Below are 22,717 nucleotides of genomic sequence, written 5' to 3' on the forward strand. Positions count from 1 at the left end.
GGTTGTCAAATCTTCATGGAACTGCAGGATACTTTATGGGGAGCAAAATACGCGAAGGTCAAAGATGCTTATGGTGTAATTTGGGATTTAAATCATACAAAATCTTAATAAAATAAAGAGAGAGGAGGCTGGATTTCTTCGCCTCCTCTCTTACATATAAAGACCTGCTAAGAAAATTCCCAGTGATTTTTTATACATATCATCAAACATGGACAAGGGAAGGGGATTGATTCCATGTCCGAGCTCAACCGTAAATCCTGTTCGCTGCCAATCTTGAATAAACCAATCCTTGTAACCTGCGTAACTGGCTATCGTTTTCACCGGTTCATACCCACTGACGCGGCTAAATTCTTGGACAATCACCTCAGACTCAGTTGGCTCAAGATTCTCAAATCCCCAGTAGATAACCTCACCCTGTGTATGGAAGGCCAACACCCGAGCAAAATCCCGCTCTTTTGTCAGATTGGCCATCGCAATGGCTTCGGGCTCTAATAATGGTTTTTCGCCCACATAGTCTCGTGGTCCCGGTTCATTTGGGTTCCGCGCTTTCTCTAATTCCCATCTCGCCGGAAATTGGTCATTAAGATCAACACCTCTAATATTTGCTTTCCATTCTGTAAAGTCTGTGTTTCCTTTATTAAATTCAATCACTCTTGTTTGCCATTCTTCCTGATCAGGTGGTCCGTTTAATACGAGGTCAACTCCATCTGGATTTACCATTGGGACAATTGATAAAGTACTTTGTTGGTAAAGGGGAAAAGCATTAAGTCCTCGGATAGGTTGATGATTTGTTAAAGATAATAGGTAATCATTTAAAAAAGTCATAATCGCCAAGGAAGTAATCCATTCATTGGCATGAAACGAACCATTATAATGAACCTTTTTTTCACCTGTTCCAATCATAATCTCAGGAATGTCTCTTCCGAGAACAGTTGTTCCGATGTTTGAAACTTGTAAAAATGGATATATCTCTTTTAATCTGTTGATATCTTTTAGCAGATTGCTGTAATCATATTTTTGTCCATTTTGCACTAATCTCCAGTTTATCCTGGTTGGAACTTTTATGGTTTGGCCAGGACTGAGGTTTGAGGCATCTAATTCAGGGTTAGTCAACTCCATTGCTTCAAGAGGGAGGTTCATCTTTTGAGCAATGCTCCATAAGGAGTCCCCTTGATGTATCTGATATTCCTTAGCAACAAAACCCGGGATTCGTACCTTCTGGCCGACAGAAAGATTATTGGAATCGATTTTTGGGTTGGAATCATTAATGAGTTGTAAATTAACCTGAAACATCTGGCCGTAATTCCATAGTGAATCTCCTTGTCTAACAACAATCTCCATTTATGCCCTCCTGCCTTAAAAATTTTGTTTAATAATATCTATGCTTTAGAGAATAAAATATTAGTTAGAATTAGATTGTCAGGCGAACCATTATTCTAAAAATCTTTCCTTCCATTCAGGCAATGGAAGCATGCAGGTTTCTTTTTTTCCAAACCATTTATATCGGTTTTTGGCCACAATGTCATAAAGAAAGTCCCTAGAAAAAGGAGGGAGGAACCGAAGAATCGATAATAGAGGCCACGCACTGCCCAGCTTACTGCAAACACGAAGTGCTGCACTTGATTTAACATACGCTTTACCATTTTCTAAAAGGACGAAACTATTTAAATCATTGTTCAAGCCATGCTTTTTCAAAAGTGACTGGCCCGTCTTGCTTTGGAGAGAAGCAAACTTGAAAATGCCATTAGTATCTCTTTTTATTATAAATTGCACACTGTTGTTGCACAGATTACAAACTCCATCAAATAAAATGATCCGATCCAAAGTTTCACCACCTTATTCCTTCGTGTATGTTGTCCTTAGTTTAGCATATTTTCATAATGGGCACTTGTATAGGCGATTTGAATTTTTCACTATTAAAAATATTCTTGCAAAACAGGAAATCCATCCTATATATTTGAGCAGAGGGCCAAATAAATTAGTTTATCTTCATATGGATAGAGATAGAAGGGGGCAGGGGAATGGGCTTTAATGATGGTTTTGAGATCTTTGATATTATGTTCATCATTATCCCTATTTTTATTGTTCTTGTAGCGGGCTTCATTTTGTTTACGATTATTAAAGGGATTAAAACGTGGAGTCATAATAATAAACAACCTCGCTTAACTGTAGTGGCAGTTGTTGTCTCTAAAAGAATGAGAGTGAGTGGAGGGGGAGATGATCAGTCTTCCAGTACATGGTACTATGCCACATTTCAAGTTGAAAGTGGTGACCGGATGGAATTCAGTGTGAGCGGCCGGGATTATGGTCTACTGGCAGAAGGCGATGTCGGCGAGTTAAATTTCCAAGGCACAAGATACCATGGATTTACACGAAACCAAGCACGGGCATAGGGAGTAGAGGATACTAAAAAAAGAACAAACACGAGAAACCAAAAACTAATGGTTTCTCCATTTTTTACGAACACTGTCCACTGGATACGGACAAATATCCGAAGTGTCCACGACTGGTGCCTGACACCATTTAATGTGTAATGTCATCATGTAATGACACCATTTAAAGACATAAGAGGAATTTAATTTCCATGTATATTCACCTAAGAAATTGGGAAAGTTCGTTTATTTCCACGATTTTTATGGTATTATGGAATGTGTTCGACATTTTCAAGTTAGTAATCTAGAAAATTACAAATTGTTAAAGGAGGGGACTTACTTGAAGAATATAATAAAAAGAGCTCCCTACTTACTTTTCTTGCTGGTCATTCCCGCATTGGCCAAGATATATGAATTATTAAATTTACGTTCACATAGATCAATCGATATTAGTACTTCTATTGACCATGCGATTCCGTTTTTGTCAGTGTTTATCATTCCCTATATCATCTGGTATGCCTATATCTTTGGGTATCTTGTATACTTTTGTTTTAAGGACACAAAAGTATACCTGAAGACGTTGATATTAATTGTTGTGGGAGAGTTAATTTGTTTTGTTATATATTTCTTTTTCCAAACAACAGTTCCAAGACCAACCATTGTTGGGGATAATACGTTTAATAATCTTGTTCAATGGATTTATGACCATGATCGTCCTTTTAATTGTTTCCCAAGTATCCATGTGCTTACTACTTTTACAATCATGCTTGCTTCACTTCATATTAAAAATAAACAAGTCATTCACCATTTATGTATTCATATTATTGGGACGTTAATCATCATATCAACGCTATTTGTAAAGCAGCATGTCATTTTTGATATGATTGGATCCATGTTCCTTGTTACATTCCTGTATGGGATTGCATTCGAATTATTGTCATTTAACCATAAAACAGAAACAGCTTTCGTTAAAGAAAAATAGTTTGTTAATTTAATAAGTATAAATTCTTCCTAATAAAAAGAGTGTCTCTGGACACTCTGTTTTTTTTTGAAAAAAGCTGATGCTTGTTCACTAATTACCCACTAGAACACTTTAATGTTAGAAATTAAGTCATATGGATTGTTTTAATATGTTGAAGATTAATAAAAACCGGATCTTCTTTTGCGCCAATTAATTCCACAAAATTATCCTTAATCGCTTTTACCTTTCCGATAACATGTTCATTTTCCGCGATATTAAAGACAATCAATTCCCCAGTTAACTTTTCAATTTGAACTTCAAATGATCTTGCAAAGGTAATATTACTTGGATTCACAGGCAGATTTGCGTTACTTAGACCGTATGGACGTTGATTATTTGTGTATGGAATTAACCATTTTAAATGGTTCAGTGATATAAACATGGTTTTATAAATTGGCGAGTAGAAGACAAAATAATTATTCATAATACTAATGATATAACCATGTAAAGCCTGGTTACTCGTTACATAAATTTCTGTAAAAATCCCTTTGGCGGCTGTTAATGTTTTTCGCAATGAGATTTCTTCGTTATTATTATAAATAGGTGTTGGTTCGTCATTAAGGGAAATTCCATCGAACTCATTAATTTCATCTTGGGTTAAATAACGCCAGTTTTGGCAATGTATAGCAGGGATGTAAAGGTAGTCATATCCATTAAAAATAACCCATAAATCGCTGCCTACATCAATAAGTAATCCTTTAATGTATTTCTTCCCTGAAATCTCTAATTTGATATATTTACCGATATTATCTTTCAACTTCATATACTCACATCCTTTCCTTTGTTTTCCCATTTACAAATAGAGGAGGGCTGAAAACACGTTTAAACGATATCTTGGATACTTTGTTTTGAAATGCCCACCTCATATTTGTATGGGGTTTGGGGATCTTAACAGGGGAAATTTGGGGATTAAACAAATACTTCTATTCAATTTTCCATTTATATTTCATAAATTTAAAATCTAGTTGCCCGGTTGTTTCTGTTTGGCCATCCCGCAAAAGGGAAAGTCCTTGGGTTTTCAATATTTCCTGGTTCACCAGCAAAACGAAGTACCTTCTGCTCTGGCTCTTTTTGTTTCCATACATTTTGACTGCTGTTAAATGTAGTTTCAGCTGGTATTGTTTGTTCTGTTTTCTTCGATGTTACGTTTTGTGAAGCGGCAGTATTTGCTGTTTCTTGTGTTTTTGTTGCTCTTACTTCAGTCAGTTGTACTTTAAACGGTGGTGCTGGATTATTTTCTGTATTTACAAGAGTTGCTGTTTCTTTTACTGATTTCATTCCCTCTGATTGATGGTTATCTTTAACATTGCTCCACTTTGTTTCTTCAGACTTTTTATCCTTCGTTCTCATTTCAACGGATGATTTTGAAGAGTCCTTTTCACTTGTATGAGATTTTTTTGACCTAAAGATATTTGTAGGAATTTCATCCTTGGTTTGAACCATTGTAGATTCAATTTTAATTGGCTGTGACCAGACCATAGTGTTATTAGGTTCGACTACGTCTATCTTATCAGTAACCACTTGCTCCGTTTCACATTCCATTAGTGATGGAGATTTAGCGGATTTGCTGCTGTCTTCCTTTGAGATCACTTCTAAATTATTTACTGTAATGTTATCACTTTTTTTGGAAGATGAATCAGATTTATTCTTAGATTTGTTCTCACTTCTTTTGGATGATGAAGATGAAGAAGATGATGAATCAGATTTATTCTTAGATTTGTTATCGCTTCTTTTGGATGATAAAGATGAAGAAGATGATGAATCAGATTTATTCTTAGATTTGTTATCGCTTCTTTTGGATGATGAAGATGATGAATCAGATTTATTCTTAGATTTGTTACTACTACTTTTAGATGATGAAGATGAAGATGATGAAGATGATTTATTTTTAGATTTGTTACTACTACTTTTAGATGATGAAGATGAAGATGATGAAGATGATTTATTCTTAGATTTGTTACTACTACTTTCAGATGATGAAGATGAAGATGATGAAGATGATTTATTCTTAGATTTGTTACTACTACTTTTAGATGATGAAGATGATGAAGATGATGAAGATGATGAAGATGATGAAGATGATGAAGATGATTTATTCTTAGATTTGTTATCACTTTTTTGGGATGAGGAATTAGATTTATTGCTTTGCGAACTAGCATTAGTTGATTCAGCGTTTGTTGCTTGGTCATTAATGTATCCTTTTAAAATATTAGTAATTTGGTTTAATTTTATTAAGATTTTTTCTTCTCCATCTATAAGTGTTGCAAAATCTTCATCCACTACGCTCACTATGCCACTAAAATTTTGTTTATTTACGCATAGAACAGATACCCAAGAATTTTTAAAGGAGTTTAACACCTCAGTTAAACTTTGTGTTCTTAAAAAATTGGTTGTTGTTTCTTCACTCTGAAATAGTTTTGTATTTTTTGTGATGGCTTGAATCTGTTCAAAATTATAATAAAAGACATAATTATTTTCGTCTTCCATGATGATGTGATCTCTCTCTACACCAATCAGTTTACCAGTAACCATCTCTTCACCTATATATAGATTTACATTGTAGCCTAATAATAAATCCAATGAGGATGAGATTTTATCTAAACCCATTAAAAGTCCTCCTTAGAGATAACCATTTCGCTTCTCTTAATGAGAAGCGATATGGTTTTTATTTTTTCTTGTTTTCGCTTTTACCATTACCTTGTGCTTCAGCCTCTTCTTCTTCAGGCTTTTCGATTTTTAATCCGTAGCTAATATTACGAATGTGGAACATCGAGAGACGAACGATTTCTTCTTTATTGATTAATGAAACATAATCCTTATTTACTTCGCCCAATACACCTTCTAATTTCTCTGGACCTCCACGGTTAATTTTGACCCATTGGTACATTAAGGAATGTAACATCCCCTGAAAATTTTCAGCTTGCTTATATTCGAATCCTTCAGGAATCTCAATATCGAACTCTAGCTGATCCTTTGCATTCTCCGTTACACTTTTAATATGATGTGTGCAGTAGTATACAACACCATCATCTTCTGTAAGAAGGACGAGATGGTCATCATTAACGTCCATTAATTTACCTATTCTTGAATCTGGACCACCACGATCAATCTTAACAATTTTACCCACTAAAGACTTCATCATGTCTCTATTCATAAAAATCTTTTCCTCCTTCAAATTAAATAAACATTTACACTGCATCTATATGTATCACGGGATGATGTTGTACTAATAAAGTAGCCTTTTTTTCCTGTTTTAGAAAAAAATAGGCAAAAAAAAAAGTATATGATTAAATTTCATATACTCTTCACTTTAAAAAATGATTTTAATTCTTTCTTTAGATAAGCATTTCTTTTTTTTATAAAATTAAAATAAACCTTTTTTTCTTGCTCAAGGGTATCAGCTGTAGAATTTACATACGGATCTAGACTAATGTGTGGTTTTAAGGTTTCGAATAAGCCATCAATTATAGGTTTTTGAACATCCAGAGTAAAATCGTTATCTAGAATACTTGTTAAAATTTCATTATAAAGGTTTCTAAATTGTGGAAAGTGGAAAAGTCTTGCAGAAAGTGTGTTATATCCAGTTAATGGAACATAGTCATAATCAAGTTTTCTTCCATGAAGATTTCTTCCCCAGGTTCCATCATAATCCCAAGGAGAAATTTCATAAAGTCCTGTTTCACCATTTTTATATAATGCATAATTATGGATAAAACCATCATAATTCTGAACACATACCGCTCCAGCTACCCATTTTAAGTATTTCTCTACATCCAATACTTTTGGGATTTCTTTTGCAAAATCTTCATTATTTAGCGTATTAATCATGGCAATAAAGTTACGTAAATCATGAATATCCTCTTTATCTCCGTATTTTAAAGTGTATCCTTGATCCAACCTTTTTTTTATTTCTTTTTTCTTTGTTAATAAGGAGAAATTTGCTCGATTATTGGTTGCATAAATAATAGGTCCATCCTGCAGTTTTCTCTTTTTAAGGAGATATTGATCAAAGGATTCAATCTCTAAGTAAATACCCTTATTATAACCATTGATATACAACAGAACATGCTGCGAGTGTGGAGAGATGACGCCAACTCGATCAAAGAAATCAAGCGATAATTTATTCCTGCTTAAAGATACATCTGAAAATTCTGCATTAAGGTGAATTTCATGGGTCCCATTGACCTTGAACGGCTTTTGAAACACTATGCGATAGGATTTTTTTTTCTTATCCCTTATTACGTTACCTCGATAAGCTACTTTAATACTAATACGATCTTCACCTATTTTTAATATCGCTGGTACTAATTCATCATTCCAAATGTCGTTATCCAATTTTCTTAACCACTTGGGATTAATTAAAATTTCATATTTTAACACTTGAATTCTCCTAAGTCATATTTTTTCTAGATATATGCATCCTCACAAGCGAATGTGTGCATAACTTAAAAAATATCAGACTAAAAAAATATATGATTGTCTATGTCAAATAGATGAAATCATCATAATCTGAAATAGAAAAGAAAAAATGTTTAGGAAAGTGGTGGGAAAATGGTACTAAAGCTTGATATTGAGCATTTACTTTCACAAGCTAAAGAAAATGGCTTAGTTGGCTTTTTAGATAACAATCCTGTAAGTAAAAAAGAGAGCAGCAATAAGTCAAAGTCAGATAGTACAGGATCTACTGGAAAGAACAGCAGTAGCAGCACTAGTAGTAGCACGAGCGGCAGCACCAGTAGCTGTGGAAGCTCTGGCAGCACCGGCAGCAGCACAGGTAGCAGCACAGGTAGCAGCAGCACTGACAGCGGAAGCAAAGGCAGTGGCAGCACAGGTAGCAGCAGCACCGGCAGCGGAAGCAAAGGCAGTGGCAGCTCAGGTAGCAGCAGCACCGGCAGCGGAAGCAAAGGCAGTGGCAGCTCAGGTAGCAGCAGCACCGGCAGCGGAAGTAAAGGCAGTGGCAGCTCAAGCAGCGGCAGCTCAAGTAGCAGCAGCTCAAGCAGCAGTAGCAGTTCTGGAAGTGGAAGCAGCGGCAGCTCAGGAAGTAGCAGCAGCAAAGGACATAAAGGGCCTAAAGCACCTAAAGCACCTAAAGGACAACAAGGCAGCAGCGGCAGCTCTGGCAGTAGCAGCTCTGGCAGTAGCAGCTCTGGCAGTAGCAGCCATGGCAGTAGCAGCTCTGGCAGTAGCAGCTCTGGCAGTAGCAGCACTGACAGTAGCAGCACTGGCAGTGGCAGCACTGGCAGTAGCAGCTCTGGCAGTGGCAGCACTGGCAGTAGCAGCTCTGGCAGTAGCAGCACTGGCAGCAGCAGCACTGGCAGCAGCAGCACTGGCAGCAGCAGCTCTGGCAGTAGCAGCCATGGCAGTAGCAGCACTGGCAGTAGCAGCACTGGCAGTTCAAGCACTGGCAGTGGCAGTAGCAGTTCAAGCAGTGGCAGTAGCAGTTCAAGCAGTAGCAGTTCAAGCAGTAGCAGTTCAAGCAGTAGCAGTAGCAGTTCAAGCAGTGGCAGTAGCAGTTCAAGCAGTGGCAGCACTGGTAGTGGCAGTCATGGCAGTAGCAGCACTGGCAGTAGCAGCACTGGCAGTGGCAGCACTGGCAGTAGCAGCACTGGCAGTGGCAGCACTGGCAGTGGCAGCACTGGCAGTAGCAGCACTGGCAGTAGCAGCACTGGCAGTGGCAGCACTGGCAGTAGCAGCACTGGCAGTGGCAGCACTGGCAGTAGCAGTCATGGCAGTAGCAGCACTGGCAGTTCAAGCAGCGGCAGCTCAAGCAGCAGTGGAAGTTCCAGCAGCGGCAAAGGACAAAAAGGGCCTAAAGCTCCTAAAGCTCCTAAAGCTCCTAAAGGACAACAAGGCAGCAGCAGCAGTTCTGGCAGCAGCAGCTCTGGCAGCAGCAGTTCTGGCAGCAGTAGCTCTGGTAGCAGCAGCACTGGCAGCAGCAGCACTGGCAGCAGCAGCTCTGGTAGCAGTAGCTCTGGTAGCAGTAGCTCTGGCAAGAGCAGCTCTGGTAGCAGTAGCTCTGGCAAGAGCAGCTCTGGTAGCAGTAGCTCTGGCAAGAGCAGCTCTGGTAGCAGTAGCTCTGGCAAGAGCAGCTCTGGCAAGAGCAGCACTGGCAGCAGCAGCACTGGCAGCAGCAGTTCTGGCAGCAGTAACTCTGGTAGTAGCAGCACCGGGAAGAGTGGCCATTAAGGTTGAGAATATAAGTAGACTACCGATACTTAAACAGTATCGGTTTTTTTGATTAATTCGTACATAAACCCAACAAAAAACATTAGGGACACGCAACTATTTTTAAGGCTCTGTTAAACGATATTGTTGTTTTTTACTCTGTTGATTGGAGCGGAAGGCGCTCGACTCCTGCGGTAGTATGGGGCAGGGGAGACCCCACAGGCGCTAAAGCGCCGAGGAGGCTCTCCGGCACGCCCGCGGAAAGCGAGCCCCTGGAGCGGAAATCAACAACCAAATTTAACAGAGCTATTTTTTAAAACAATAGGTAAAAATCTAGATATATTTTCTAAAATATTTCTAGTTAAACGCTGATTTACTCCCTTTACGAGATATTCGTTTAGCACAAGCCAGAGCTTTAGGACGTACTATGAAGCAAAGGACAAGATTGAATAAACGGAAAATTACGAAGGAAACTTAGGTGAAGGGAGTAAATTAACTTTTATGTATTATCAATCGACGGTAATTATCACCATCTTCGCTTTTATTCTAACAATGGTCCTGATCTTTATCCGTCCCAAAAATATGAACGAAGCAATACCGGCTGCAGTAGGCGCCATCCTCGTCTTTTTAAGTGGAAGCGTTTCAATCGGGGATTTACTTGACATAAGTTCTAAGGTTACTGGGGCAGCAATTACTATTATCGCGACAATCGTTATGGCGATCGTACTCGAAAGCTTTGGCTTTTTTAGTTGGACAGCAGCTTTAATGTTAAAGCTCTCAAAGGGCTCCGGAATACGATTGTTTTGGAATACCTTATTACTTTGCTTTTTGATGACTCTATTTTTTAACAACGATGGAAGTATATTAATAACCACACCGATATTGATTTTAATATTAAATAATTTGAAGTTAAAGAACCGGCAGAAGATTCCATTCCTATTAAGTGGTGCGTTAATTGCGACTGCCTCAAGCGCCCCAATCGGTGTAAGTAATATCGTTAATCTAATTGCGTTGAAAATCATTGGTATGGATTTGTATCTTCAAACGGAAATGATGTTTGTTCCTGGAGTACTAGGATTACTATTTTTATCCTATCTTTTATACCTAGTATTCAAGAAAGATATTCCAACAGAAATCCGCTTCCACTCCTACTCAATCCCACTGCAAAAAAACCGCCCATACCATCCACTCCAACAAGGATCCGAAAGCTTATTTGACCAACAAAAGAAACTCATGATTAATATGCTTATCTTCGTTTTCCTTGTAAGGATTAGTCTTTTCGTCGCTTCCTTTATTGGCATCTCAGTCTCTTTAGTTGCTGTGTGTGGTTCTATTATCTTATTGATTTGGAGATGGGTATATTTAAAGATAAACCCAAAAGACGTGGCAGGAAAAATACCGTGGCATATATTAATCTTCGCCTTTAGTATGTATGTCATCATCTACGGATTACACAATATTGGATTATCGCAACTTCTATTAAGCTATTTAAAACCAATGGTTAATGACAGTTTGTTTCATGCAAGTTTAACCATGGGGGCAATCACTGCCTTTCTCTCAAATATCTTTAACAATCATCCAGCCTTAATGATATCCACTTTTGCCTTGACCGATATGGGACTAACTCCGTTATTAACAAAAACCGTATACTTATCAAACATCATTGGCAGTGATATAGGGTCGCTAATCCTTCCAATCGGTACTCTTGCAACTCTCCTATGGATGCATATTTTAAAGACAAATAAAATAAGAATAACATGGTGGGAATATATTAAAGTTACCATTGTTGTAATTCCTGCGACATTGGTCTTCACCCTCATTAGCTTATACTTATGGCTATTACTAGTATTTGCAGCATGATAAAATAGGACTCATCATTCGATGAGTCCTTTAAAAAATTACGATATGCACCACTTTCCGAATAAAACGAAAGAGAACGAAGCCCAGATATACCCCCAATAAATTTAAAATCAAGTCGTCAATATCCATGCTACCGCGATGGAATACAAATTGTAAAACTTCAATGCATGCAATCATCAGCAAAGCAATAATTAATGTCATCCATTGAGAAAAACGTTTAATTCTTAGGAATAGTCCGTAGGGAATAAACAAAACAATATTAGCTACTAGATTATAAAAAGCAATTAACCAGTTTACTTTACCTGACAAATAAAATGTAAGGGTAGTAAAGGGTACAAGATTGATTGATTTATAGCTTTGATCGGTAGGTCGGAAAAATAATAAAATCACAAGTGCAATCGTGTATAAAGTTAAAAAGCTTAAAAATATTGGATAAGGAATATGAATCTTTTCCTTTCTGAGCAGTAAGACCAAGAATCCAACTATACAGATAATACATAACAGGACAACAACCCATACAATTGGGTGTAAATAAGAAACTAAACGAATAAATACTGGAGATAAAACCATAAAAAATCCGGATGAAATCAATAAAGTTAAAGTTAATGTTTTTTTCACTTAAAGTATCCTTTTTGATAATACTCTGCCATTATTTCCTCGGGGACCATACTCCCGCATGTAGCCCAAACAATATGAGCTGCATTGTTCATTTTATTCAATAGATCATGTTTTTCTAAATAATCCATTCCCTTACTGTCATTAATCCGAGTAACATACACGGCGAGTGTGTCGGTTCTGCAAAGAAACAGTGAACGCTATCTTTAAACATTTGCTTCAAACCAAATGCTACTCCTCCAGGTCCTCCACCGACACCACATGGCAGGTAAACGAATAAAGAGTGGTTTTCATCGACTAAGATACCTAACTGTTCTAATTGCTTCTTCAACCGCGAGGCAGCCACCGCGTATCCTAAAAATAAATCATGTGAATTTTCATCATCAACAAAATAACATTTAGGATCTGATTAAGAATTAGATTTATTTTAACACATCACTATTTTCTAAAAAATGTTTATTAGTTGTCTTTAACACTTATTTGGCTTTTGAATATTATTTAAATAAAAGGCATGTGAGGGACATGTATTTAGTTGGCTTTTACTCTCCAAAAGAAAAATCAGGTGTCACCGAATTGGCTTTATCGATTTATAACTGGCTTAAATTAAATACAAATGCATCTGCAGCATATATTTCATACGGGACCTTAGAAAAAGAAGTGACATCCGAAGAACTCGTCCATGAATTTTCAAAATTATCTTTAACCGAGCAAAAAAGAAAAGTGAAATTAATGAAAAATGAATATGATATCATCATTTATGATGCTTCTAGTCAACTGTCTGAAGGGGTTTTAAAACTTTTACCGATTGTTGACCGCTTATTTGTGGTTGGTGAGGAACATACTGAATTTGCCGTAAAACTGCAAAAAATCATTCAGTTTGATAAAATTTTTGATAAGAGCGTCAAAAATTTTATCACCCATTTACGAGGCAGTAAAACCTTTATTATCCGTGAAAATAAAGAAGATCGAGTGATTGGCTTCAAATATTCCAAAAATGAAACAAATACCATTGGGCAAATGGTATACACTGATTATGTGACGCGCTATATCGAAGAAAAATTAATTGATAAAAACATTAAAATATTTAAAAAGATATTAAAAATCCCTAAGAAAGAGTTGTACAAAGGCTTACATGAATTAGGAATTGATTTTGAAAAAGCGCTGCTCTTTCATGAATATGTCTTTCTTCGGGAAGCATTAGGCCAAAAATATGATGAGGCAATCGAAAATCTCTTTCCGCATCTAATTAATTCCACCTACAAAGAAATCTTCGAAAAGTTTCAACTCGAAATAAGTTTTATCAAAAAAATAAAATCATTATGATCGAAAAATACAGAGTCGTTGGATTAACTCTGTATTTTTTTACCCTTAGAAATTGTTATACTTGGATTTTACCTGAAGATAAATGTACAATCTAATAGGTGAAAGTAATTTCAGATAAAATTATAGGTGGGAAAAAAGAATGATTGCAAAGACGGAAGAAGATTTTAATGGCTTGAAAGAAATTGGCAGAATTGTTGCTGCCATCCGCGATGAATTAGTGCAAAGGGCGGTACCTGGGATTACCACTTTAGAACTCGATAATATAGCAGCTGACTTATTTGAGAAGGAAGGAGCTATATCTGCTCCAAAAGGCGAATACGATTTTCCAGGCTATACGTGTATTAGTGTAAACGAAGAAGTAGCACATGGAATTCCGAGTGATCGAGTGATCAAAGAAGGTGACCTGGTAAATATTGATGTATCAGGTTCCAAGAACGGTTATTTTGCTGATACTGGTATTTCGATTGTGGTTGGAGAAGGGGAAGAAATTTTAACCAAAATTTGTGATGTAGCAAAGGAAGCATTTGAAACTGGTCTTAAAAAAGCGAAGCCAGGCTCCAAAATTAATGGAATGGGTAAAGTGGTATTCCAAACAGCGAAAAATCATGGATTAACGGTGATTAAAAATCTGACTGGACACGGAATTGGACGAACCATTCACGAAAAACCTGAATATATATATAATTACAATGAAACTTCTGACAATGGATTGTTAAGGGAAGGAATGGTTATTGCCTTCGAACCCTTTATTTCTACTCATGATGAGGAAGTATTTCAACTTGATGATGGCTGGACGTTTGTTACAGAAAGAAGCTTTGTGGCTCAGTACGAACATACGTTAATTATCACAAAAAACGGACCGGTCATCTTAACACGATAATGAAAAGTAAGATATAGAACATTTTTCAGTTCTATATTTTATTTTGTAAACTTACAACCACATTTCAAACCACATTTCAAACCGTTACGTTGACTGTATGGTTTGAAATGTGGTATATTTGTATTAACATTAATTTGGAAGGGGTGAGTAATTTGGGGAGTTGTATCGAATTGGTGAAATAGCAAAATTGAAGAATATTTCTAAACGGACCATTGATTATTACACCCAAATAGGCTTACTAAACCCTATTCGGACGGATTCTAATTATCGATTGTACGGAGAAGAGTCTATTAAGATTTTAAATATGATTGAGCACTATAAGAATCTTAATATGCCCCTAGAGGAAATAAAGTCTTCGATTGAATTGATTAAACCAGACAATACCATTGATAAACAAAAAGTTGAAAAGCATTTTGAACAAATTGCTAGTATTATGCAGCATCTAAAAGAAGAAATTCATGTAATGGAACCGATTCTTCAAAAATTAAACGATCAACAAAAAGAAAAGTTGGTAAATAGATTATCATCAGAAGGCGTTACATTGGCTCAAACATTATTAGTACTGTTTAGCTAATTATGCAGATAACTATTTTGCTAGAATTTGATTCAAATCAAAACACGTAAAAAAACAGGAGGTGTATTCCTTACTTAATTATTTAAGTAAGGAGACCATTGATAATTAGTAATCTACTAATAATAGCAATTTTAATTGCTTTTACAGCATTTTTTGTAGCGTATGAATTTGCTATTGTTAAAATCCGCGGTACACGTATTGATCAACTCGTTAGCGAAGGGAACAAGAACGCGATCGCGGCAAAAAAGATTGTTTCAAATCTTGATGAGTATTTATCGGCATGTCAATTAGGTATTACTGTTACAGCTTTAGGACTAGGGTGGTTAGGAGAACCAACGGTTGAGCATATCCTTCACCCGCTATTGAGTTACTTGAATATGCCAGAATCAATTTCAAGTATCACTTCATTTATCCTTGCGTTTGCATCAGTAACATTTATTCATGTCGTGGTAGGGGAACTAGCACCTAAAACCTTTGCTATTCAAAAGGCAGAAACGGTCACTTTGATTTTTGCAAGACCAATGATGCTTTTTTATAAAATTATGTATCCATTTATTAAAGCTCTAAATGGTTCTGCTCGTTTAATCGTTGGAATTTTTGGATTGAAACCTGCATCAGAACATGAAGCCGCACACTCTGAAGAAGAACTCCAATTAATTATTTCAGAAAGCTATAAAAGCGGAGAGATTAATCAATCGGAATATAAATACGTAAACAATATCTTTGAATTTGATAATCGAAATGCCAATGAAATTATGGTGCCTCGTACGGAAATAGTGGCATTTGATATTTCACAATCATTAAATGAGTGTCTTCAAATTGTTACGAAAGAAAATTATACTAGGTACCCAGTAATTGATGGCGAAAAAGATAACATCATTGGTATGGTAAACATGAAAGAGGTGTTTACCGAATATATCAAAGGTAAGAATGTCGAAACATCGATTCAAGAGTATATTCGTCCAGTTATTCAGGTAATTGAATCTATTCCAATTCATGATTTACTTGTAAAAATGCAAAAAGAACGTGTTCATATGGCGATTTTAATGGATGAATATGGCGGTACTGCTGGTTTAGTAACTGTTGAAGATATCCTTGAGGAGATTGTCGGTGAAATTCGTGACGAATTTGATGCGGATGAAGTACCAGAAATTAATAAAATCAGTGAAAACAAAACGATTGTTGATGGTAAAGTACTGATTGATGAAATCAATGACTTATTCGGACTTGATCTTGAAAATTCAGATATGGATACCATCGGTGGGTGGATCTTATCCGAAAAAATGGATGTCATCGAAGGCGATAAAGTTCGATATGACGATTATGAATTTAAAGTTCTTGAAATCGATGGTTACCATATTAAATCACTAGAAATTTTAAAAATAGCAAAACAAGAATCCATCGCTTAACTAACACCCTCTTGTCTAATCAAGAGGGTATTTTTTATACAATCATAAAAAAGCTGCCCCAAAAAGGAGATTAATCCTCATCCTTTTTGGGGCAGCTTTTTTTCATTTTATCGATAAATCTACCTACATTCTGTAAAAATCTTTACAAAACCTTTATAAAATTAATAAATATTCAAAATCTTTTACAAACTCTTCACCCGTCCTCAACAGCAACTTCAAATTATGTACCTATACTTTACGTATGGGCTGGCAAGTCTCATTATCAAAAAATCTTTTGAGGTGAAAAATTTGTGAGTACTGAAAAAAGCTACAATTTCTACCAAGATTATCTAATGGTATCATCATCCAAACTCACATTATCAAAGAATGTGGAACAGTATCTCTATCTAAAAAGAGCGTATGACATTTTCCTTGCAACCGTAGGGTTAATAATTGCACTACCAATAGTTCTTTTATTTTCAATCCTCATTGTGATTGAAACACCTGGTTCTCCGTTTTACGTACAGGAGCGGATGGGTAAGAATGGAAAACGTTTCATGATGATGAAGTTACGATCGATGAGAATGGATGCAGAAAAAGAAGGTGCAAAGTGGGCAGAGGTAAATGACCCTCGTGTTACAAAAGTGGGAGCATTCATCCGAAAGACTCGCATTGATGAGCTGCCTCAATTGGTCTCTGTTTTAAAAGGAGACATGTCCATTATAGGGCCTAGACCCGAAAGACCGTTCTTTACAGCGAAATTTAATAAAGAGATAAAGGGATTCGAAAATCGGTTGTTAGTCAAACCAGGTTTGACAGGACTTGCTCAGGTTAGTGGGGGCTATGATATTTCTCCAAGTGAAAAACTTCAATATGACCTGACGTACATACAAAATTTAACATTCTCACTCGAAGTTAAAATTATTGTGAAGACCTTTAAAGTGATTTTCACAGGTGAGGGAGCACGTTAATAAAGGCGGGAAGAATATGTCAGTCATCAGAGACCAATTACATAAAGGAGTTAAATGGACGGGAATTTCTACACTGATAATAACAGCCATCCAAATTATCCAGTTTGGGTTACTTGGCAAATTAATGAGTTTATCCGAATTCGGATTAGTAGGAATGATTACCACGATTGTGGTGTTTGCTCAAATATTGCTGGATCTTGGTTTTGGTTCAGCCGTCATACAAAAAGAAGATGTTTCTGACCGTGTATTGTCATCTCTATTTTGGATAAATGTGGTAGTAGGTGTTGGCCTGTTTATGCTCTTATACCTCTTTAGCCCACTGATCGCGACATACTTTCATCGAGGTGAATTGATCGAACTTATTCGAATCTTGGCCGTGATGTTTTTAATCGCTCCGGTTGGGCAGCAATGCCAATATTTGTTGCAAAAAGAATTACGTTTTAATTTGCTTGGGATCATTGAAACAGGGACAACATTCATCTCTTTTTTAACATTAGTGATTCTCATACTTACCATTAGTCCGATTTATGCCTTTGTCATTTCACAAGTTGTTCTGAATTCATTAAAAGGCATTCTTTATTTTATCTGTTATCAAAAGAAATGGCGCCCATCATTCGTATTTGATTTGTCGGAATGCAAGGAATACATGGCGTTTGGGGCCTACCAATTAGCTTCCCGGTTAGTCAATCGAATTGGTTCCAACCTTGATGTTATATTAATCGGCCGCTTTATGGGCGCTGAAGCACTAGGTATTTATAATCTGGCCTATCAGATTGTGACCATTCCAGTCTTAAAGATTAATCCGATTATTACGAGGGTTGCTTTTCCAGTTTTTTCGAAAAGCCACCAAAATCAAAGTTTAATAACTGATGGATTCTTACACATGACAAAACTGTTGAGTCTAGTTTCGTTTCCTATCTTAATGGGTCTCACTGCCGTGTCTAATGTGTTTATCTTAACTATTTTTGGAGAGAAGTGGCTGGATGCTGTTCCAGTTGTGCAAATCATGGCAGTCGTAGGAATTCTTAGGGTTTTAATGAATCCCAATGGATCAGTTATTTTAGCCAAAGGAAAAGCTAATATAGCATTTTATTGGGATGCCGGTGTTCTCATTCTCTATGGGGCCTCTTTATGGCTAGCGGTAATGACGAATAATTTGGAAGTTGTAGCCTGGACCTATGCAGGAGTAAGCCTAGTGAACTTCTTAATTGGAAGATGGTTATTAAACTGGTTAATTCAGCTCCGTTTTCGGCAATATCTGCAAACTGTTTCTGTTCCATTCTTATTATCTTTGCTCATAACAGCAATCGCCTTTTGTTTGAAAAAGATTTCTAGCTTTTATTTCCCTCAAACCAGCATATGGCCGCTAATTTTTTCCGTGGGCATAAGTGCGATTGCCTATATTTTGCTTTTGTATAAGGTTTATCCCAATTTTTTCTTGAAGATTTTAAAAAAACAAATAAGAGGTCAAACATAATGAAGATTTTATGGATTACAAGTGTCTATCCTAGTGACGAAAAACCCGGCCAGGGTGTTTTTCATGAAACTCAAGTTCAAGCATTAATCCGTTTAGGCGTAGAAATTACAGTAATTTGTCCTGTGCCGCGTCATTCAACCTTGCTCAGGTATGTTAAAAGACAATACCGACCTAATAAGGAAATGCCATTTAAATATGTCAGAAAAGGAGTTACGGTCTACCGTCCGCCATATTTAGCACTTCCGGGCCAACTCAGATGGTCTCAACCGGATAAACGGATTGCTGCTGCCATCTTAAATACAATGTCTGATTATAATATTGAGCCCGATTTAATTCACGCACATTTTGCGATGCCGTCTGGAGGGGCAGTGAAAATTGTTGCAGAACAAAAAAAGCTGCCGTGGATTTTAACGTTACATGGCAGTGATGTAAATATTTATCCCTTTTATAGTGCAAGCGCGAAAAAAGCATTTGAACAAACGGTACAGGCGGCAAATCTGGTATTGGCAGTGGGTGAAAGCCTTAGGAATAAAGCAAAGGAGTTAACAGGCAGAGATAGTATGGTACTTCCCATAGGGGTTGATTTATCACGCTTTAAACCTCTTGATGAAACCAAAACGCAAATAAGGAGACGCCTTCAACTTCCAGAAGACAAGAAGATTATTGTTTTTATAGGAAGGTTAACACAAGCAAAAGGAGTTTTTGAGCTTACTCATTCACTTCAATGGCTTTCAAATGATGTAGCCATTTTGTTTGTTGGCGATGGACCGGCTAAAGATAAATTACGGCAGCATTCCGATTACAATAGACGGTTGTTCTTAATGGGGCAAGTTGAAAATGAAAGAGTTAGTGATTATTTGCTTGCTAGTGATGTGTTTGCTCTCCCATCTTATACAGAAGGGATGCCAACCGTTGTAATTGAAGCCCTAGCTCTGAAGGTGCCTGTGATTTGTACCTCAGTGGGAAGTGTCCCGGAGTTATTTGGTGAGCATCGTTCGCTTTTAATCGAAAGTAAGTCGGTATCAAGCCTAGTTACTCGAGTAAACGATATTATAACCAGAAATCTTTTTACCCCGCAGGTTCAGCATGAACTCTATAAACATATCCAAAAAAACTATTCTGCTGATCGTAATGCCGTTTTGTTAAAAGCTGTCTATAAACGGACAATAGAATCCATTTATTCAATGGTTAAGTAATCAGAACTGGAAGGATTGATAAGGATGAAAAAAATAGCTGTTATTGGAACTGGATATGTTGGTCTCGTTTCAGGTACATGTTTTGCTGATTCAGGAAACCAGGTTACTTGTTGCGATATTGATCAGATAAAAATTAATGAACTCACACAGGGGATCATGCCGATTTATGAGCCAGGATTAAAAGAACTGGTCCATAAAAATGTTCGCAAAGGAACACTTAAATTTAGCGCTAATATCAGTCAAGAGATCCAGGATGCTGAGGTAATACTAATTGCAGTCGGGACCCCAATGACATCATCAGGTAAGGCTGACTTAACCTATGTAAAACAAGTCGCTAAATCCATTGGTGGAAATTTAAATAATTATAAAGTAATTGTCACTAAAAGTACGGTACCCGTCGGAACTGGAAAATTTATAGAATCGGTTATTCAAGAATACAACAACGGAAACCATCCTTTTGACGTTGTCTCCAATCCTGAGTTTTTAAGAGAAGGTTCGGCTATTAAGGATACGATGAATATGGAGCGTGCCGTCATTGGTGCTACAAGCGAAAAAGCTTTTCAAATGATTGAGGAATTACATCAACCCTTTACAGCCAATATTGTGAAAGCTTCTTTAGAAACTGCGGAAATCATTAAATATGCTGCCAATGCATTTTTGGCAACCAAGATCTCATTTATTAATGATATTGCGAACATATGTGAACGTGTTGGTGCCGACGTTACAAAAGTGTCCGAGGGTATTGGTCTAGATAGCAGGATTGGCAATAAATTTTTACAAGCCGGTGTTGGATTTGGCGGATCCTGCTTTCCAAAAGATACGGCAGCACTTCTTCATATTGCTGAGGATTGTGGATATGATTTTAAATTGATCAAGGCAGTCATTGATACAAACGAAGGCCAGAGGGTGCAGCTGGTGAAAAAATTGATGCTTGGATTGGGTTCGTTAAAAGGGAAAACGATTAGTGTTCTAGGATTAGCATTTAAACCAGACACCGATGATATTCGATCATCTCCAGCCTTGGATATTATTCCTTATTTAGCAGCGCAGGGTGCCGTCGTTAAGGCATATGATCCTATCGCGATAGTAGAGGCAAAAAAACAGATCGGCTATCAGTGCACCTATTCAGAGGATATATATGAAACTATTCAGGATACAGATGCTTGCATAATTTTAACAGATTGGCAAGATGTAAAAACATTAGATTTACCCTTAGTAAAGCAATTAATGAAACAGCCTCTGATGGTGGATGGCCGGAATCTCTTTGACTTAGAGTTGATGAAACAACTTGGATATACGTATCTTTCAGTTGGAAGACCAGCCATTGAAACAGAATCAGTCATATCAAAGACAAAATAGGAGGTTTTTCTGATCACTAAAGTAAAGGTCACTGGAGCTCGATATAAAAGGAGAAGGAAGTTTGATGCAAAGTAATCCACTAATTAAACAAGCAACAGGTGTGTCAGCTTTTCTCTTAGTTGGATTGGCCATTGTCTATTCACTTGTTGAAATGCAGCTTGAATTGATGGTTTTTCTTGGGGTATGGGCGGTTATCGCCTTAACCTTTCTGATGAAAATCAATGTAATTAGTAAACCGCAATTGCCTAGCGTTATGTACTTAGTAGTCATGACAACATTTCTAAATCAGTCTGTTTTAAATATTCATGTTGGATTTTTTAGCTTATTTTTGTATCGCTTGGTATTGATTGCAGCAATTATTTTCTTTTTCTTTCATGTGGTGAAAGAAAGGAATCTTTCGCAATATTGGAACCATGTACATGTAAAGGGTGTTCTGCTGTTCCTGCTATTTTGGATGGCTTATGGCGCGGTTTCACTCTTATGGGCAAAATCGGTAATAGAGGGAATTAAGTCGTTAATTCTTTTGGGTATAGGAATATCGTTTGTCTTTTTGGCCGTCTTTACATTTAGAAAGACGACTCATTTGTTCCTGTTTTATGGGATATGGATGTTTATGACTATGATTTTAATGGTGATTGGATTAATCAATCATTTTGCACACATCCAGCTGCCTACATCAACATTGTACGGTGGTCCTGAATATAAGCTGTCATATCCAACATCTGTATTCTTTAATCAAAATGATTTTGCCACATTTCTCACGATATCATTCTTTTTCTATCTATCGTTTACAAAAAATACTAAACATGTATTTTTGAAAACAACCAGCTTACTTCTTGCCATTATTTGTGTTTATCTCATTTATTTGACTGAATCACGGGCAAGTTTGCTTGGAGTGATGATTGGATTACTTGTTTTTATGTATATCCTTCTACCGAGATTTTTAAAGAAAATGGCCGTTATTATCGGATCAACCGTATTTCTATTAGGTACGATTGTATTTTTCGGTAAGTTAGTCGATTTGTTTAACACTTCGACCCTTAATCTTAGTAATGGATTGCTTCCATCTAATCTCGCAAGATTAAATTTACTAAGGAATACCCTTCACTTCTCATTAGATTCCTTCGGATTTGGGGTGGGGGCCGGTAATATCCCATACTATTTAAAAAACGAGTCCATCTATCCAACCAATCATGTTGTAGAAGTTCATAATTGGCTTGCGGAAATTATGGGTAATTTCGGAATTGTGATTTTACTTGGTTACATAACTATGTATGCCTATCTTTTCATAAGTCTTTATAAATTTTATAGATTTGGAAGCAATAGAAACCAAAAAGGATTACTTGAAGGGTGTATGATGGGGCTTATTGGGTTCGCTGTTTCGAGTATCAGTCCAAGTTCTGTCAGTAATCTATTTTTTCATTGGGTATTTCTAGGATTAGTTATTTCGACGGTTTCTGTGCTTACAGACAAGAAAAATCAACATCAACAAGAAAAATCCTACTAAGGAGCAAGG

The 22,717-nt window shown here is 36.8% G+C and carries 21 protein-coding genes and 2 pseudogenes; 15 read left to right on the forward strand and 8 right to left on the reverse strand.

All coding sequences use genetic code 11. The annotated features are described in order from the left end of the window. Positions 1-9 precede the first annotated feature (9 nt). Positions 10-108, forward strand: a pseudogene (locus BR30_RS38170) (VOC family protein); the annotation flags it as partial. 42 nt (positions 109-150) lie between these two features. On the opposite strand, the gene BR30_RS0124310 reads toward BR30_RS38170, so the two are convergent. Next, positions 151-1,341 (reverse strand): M14 family metallopeptidase, encoded by a 1,191-nt coding sequence (locus tag BR30_RS0124310; RefSeq protein ID WP_026567274.1) that lies wholly within the window; start codon positions 1,339-1,341, stop codon positions 151-153. A gap of 90 nt (positions 1,342-1,431) precedes the next feature. After that, on the reverse strand, positions 1,432-1,824 hold the full coding sequence (locus tag BR30_RS0124315) for a thiol-disulfide oxidoreductase DCC family protein (protein WP_026567275.1): 393 nt from the start codon (positions 1,822-1,824) through the stop codon (positions 1,432-1,434). 197 nt (positions 1,825-2,021) lie between these two features. Between BR30_RS0124315 and BR30_RS0124320 the strand changes: the two genes are divergently transcribed. Then, positions 2,022-2,393: a DUF2500 domain-containing protein gene (locus BR30_RS0124320; RefSeq protein WP_026567276.1), complete on the forward strand. Its 372-nt coding sequence runs from the start codon at positions 2,022-2,024 to the stop codon at positions 2,391-2,393. Positions 2,394-2,712: 319 nt separating this feature from the next. Continuing rightward, on the forward strand, positions 2,713-3,354 hold the full coding sequence (locus BR30_RS0124325; protein ID WP_026567277.1) for a phosphatase PAP2 family protein: 642 nt from the start codon (positions 2,713-2,715) through the stop codon (positions 3,352-3,354). 124 nt (positions 3,355-3,478) lie between these two features. Here BR30_RS0124325 and BR30_RS0124330 read toward each other — a convergent pair whose 3' ends face one another. Further along, positions 3,479-4,156, reverse strand: coding sequence for a hypothetical protein (locus BR30_RS0124330; protein WP_026567278.1), 678 nt, complete (start codon positions 4,154-4,156; stop codon positions 3,479-3,481). A 191-nt stretch (positions 4,157-4,347) separates the two neighbouring features. Continuing rightward, a complete protein-coding gene (locus tag BR30_RS0124335) occupies positions 4,348-4,983 on the reverse strand; it encodes a hypothetical protein (protein ID WP_197032405.1) in 636 nt (211 codons plus the stop codon). Between the two features lie 19 nt (positions 4,984-5,002). On the opposite strand from BR30_RS0124335, the gene BR30_RS37490 reads away from it, so the two are divergent. After that, positions 5,003-5,803 carry a hypothetical protein gene (locus BR30_RS37490; protein WP_231507800.1) on the forward strand — a complete coding sequence of 267 codons (801 nt, stop codon included), beginning with the start codon at positions 5,003-5,005 and terminating at the stop codon, positions 5,801-5,803. A gap of 255 nt (positions 5,804-6,058) precedes the next feature. On the opposite strand, the gene BR30_RS0124345 is transcribed toward BR30_RS37490, so the two are convergent. Further along, positions 6,059-6,547: a hypothetical protein gene (locus BR30_RS0124345; RefSeq protein ID WP_026567280.1), complete on the reverse strand. Its 489-nt coding sequence runs from the start codon at positions 6,545-6,547 to the stop codon at positions 6,059-6,061. A 140-nt stretch (positions 6,548-6,687) separates the two neighbouring features. After that, complete coding sequence (locus BR30_RS0124350) at positions 6,688-7,773, reverse strand: CotH kinase family protein (protein ID WP_026567281.1); 1,086 nt, start codon at positions 7,771-7,773, stop codon at positions 6,688-6,690. A gap of 361 nt (positions 7,774-8,134) precedes the next feature. Here BR30_RS0124350 and BR30_RS36960 point away from each other — a divergent pair, with 361 nt between their 5' ends. Further along, on the forward strand, positions 8,135-9,631 hold the full coding sequence (locus BR30_RS36960; protein WP_051633768.1) for a hypothetical protein: 1,497 nt from the start codon (positions 8,135-8,137) through the stop codon (positions 9,629-9,631). Positions 9,632-10,059: 428 nt separating this feature from the next. Continuing rightward, positions 10,060-11,418 (forward strand): arsenic transporter, encoded by a 1,359-nt coding sequence (locus BR30_RS0124360; RefSeq protein ID WP_035446101.1) that lies wholly within the window; start codon positions 10,060-10,062, stop codon positions 11,416-11,418. 30 nt (positions 11,419-11,448) lie between these two features. Here the strand turns inward: BR30_RS0124360 and BR30_RS0124365 are convergent, their stop codons facing one another. Together BR30_RS0124365 and BR30_RS36210 are read right to left on the reverse strand one after the other, a co-directional pair. Then, on the reverse strand, positions 11,449-12,036 hold the full coding sequence (locus tag BR30_RS0124365) for a VanZ family protein (RefSeq protein ID WP_026567283.1): 588 nt from the start codon (positions 12,034-12,036) through the stop codon (positions 11,449-11,451). Beyond that, a pseudogene (locus BR30_RS36210) lies at positions 12,033-12,442 on the reverse strand (hypothetical protein); the annotation flags it as partial. The pseudogene BR30_RS36210 and the gene BR30_RS0124365, both read right to left, overlap by 4 nt. A gap of 113 nt (positions 12,443-12,555) precedes the next feature. Between BR30_RS36210 and BR30_RS0124380 the strand changes: the two are divergent. From BR30_RS0124380 to tuaE, 9 genes are all read left to right on the forward strand, one after another. Next, positions 12,556-13,356, forward strand: a complete 801-nt coding sequence (locus tag BR30_RS0124380) for a hypothetical protein (protein ID WP_026567285.1) — start codon at positions 12,556-12,558, stop codon at positions 13,354-13,356. Between the two features lie 139 nt (positions 13,357-13,495). Next, positions 13,496-14,236, forward strand: a complete 741-nt coding sequence (map, locus tag BR30_RS0124385; RefSeq protein WP_026567286.1) for a type I methionyl aminopeptidase — start codon at positions 13,496-13,498, stop codon at positions 14,234-14,236. A 160-nt stretch (positions 14,237-14,396) separates the two neighbouring features. After that, on the forward strand, positions 14,397-14,810 hold the full coding sequence (locus tag BR30_RS0124390; RefSeq protein WP_026567287.1) for a MerR family transcriptional regulator: 414 nt from the start codon (positions 14,397-14,399) through the stop codon (positions 14,808-14,810). A gap of 98 nt (positions 14,811-14,908) precedes the next feature. Continuing rightward, positions 14,909-16,219: a hemolysin family protein gene (locus BR30_RS0124395; RefSeq protein ID WP_026567288.1), complete on the forward strand. Its 1,311-nt coding sequence runs from the start codon at positions 14,909-14,911 to the stop codon at positions 16,217-16,219. A gap of 290 nt (positions 16,220-16,509) precedes the next feature. Then, positions 16,510-17,169, forward strand: a complete 660-nt coding sequence (locus BR30_RS0124400; protein WP_026567289.1) for a sugar transferase — start codon at positions 16,510-16,512, stop codon at positions 17,167-17,169. A gap of 16 nt (positions 17,170-17,185) precedes the next feature. Then, on the forward strand, positions 17,186-18,646 hold the full coding sequence (gene tuaB / locus BR30_RS0124405; RefSeq protein ID WP_026567290.1) for a teichuronic acid biosynthesis protein TuaB: 1,461 nt from the start codon (positions 17,186-17,188) through the stop codon (positions 18,644-18,646). Beyond that, a complete protein-coding gene (tuaC, locus tag BR30_RS0124410) occupies positions 18,646-19,842 on the forward strand; it encodes a teichuronic acid biosynthesis protein TuaC (RefSeq protein WP_026567291.1) in 1,197 nt (398 codons plus the stop codon). Before tuaB ends, tuaC begins: the two co-directional genes overlap by 1 nt. A gap of 24 nt (positions 19,843-19,866) precedes the next feature. Then, positions 19,867-21,201, forward strand: coding sequence for a UDP-glucose 6-dehydrogenase TuaD (gene tuaD, locus BR30_RS0124415; protein WP_026567292.1), 1,335 nt, complete (start codon positions 19,867-19,869; stop codon positions 21,199-21,201). Between the two features lie 64 nt (positions 21,202-21,265). Then, complete coding sequence (gene tuaE, locus BR30_RS0124420) at positions 21,266-22,708, forward strand: teichuronic acid biosynthesis protein TuaE (RefSeq protein ID WP_231507819.1); 1,443 nt, start codon at positions 21,266-21,268, stop codon at positions 22,706-22,708. Positions 22,709-22,717: the final 9 nt, after the last annotated feature.

The organism is Bacillus sp. UNC41MFS5, assembly GCF_000686805.1.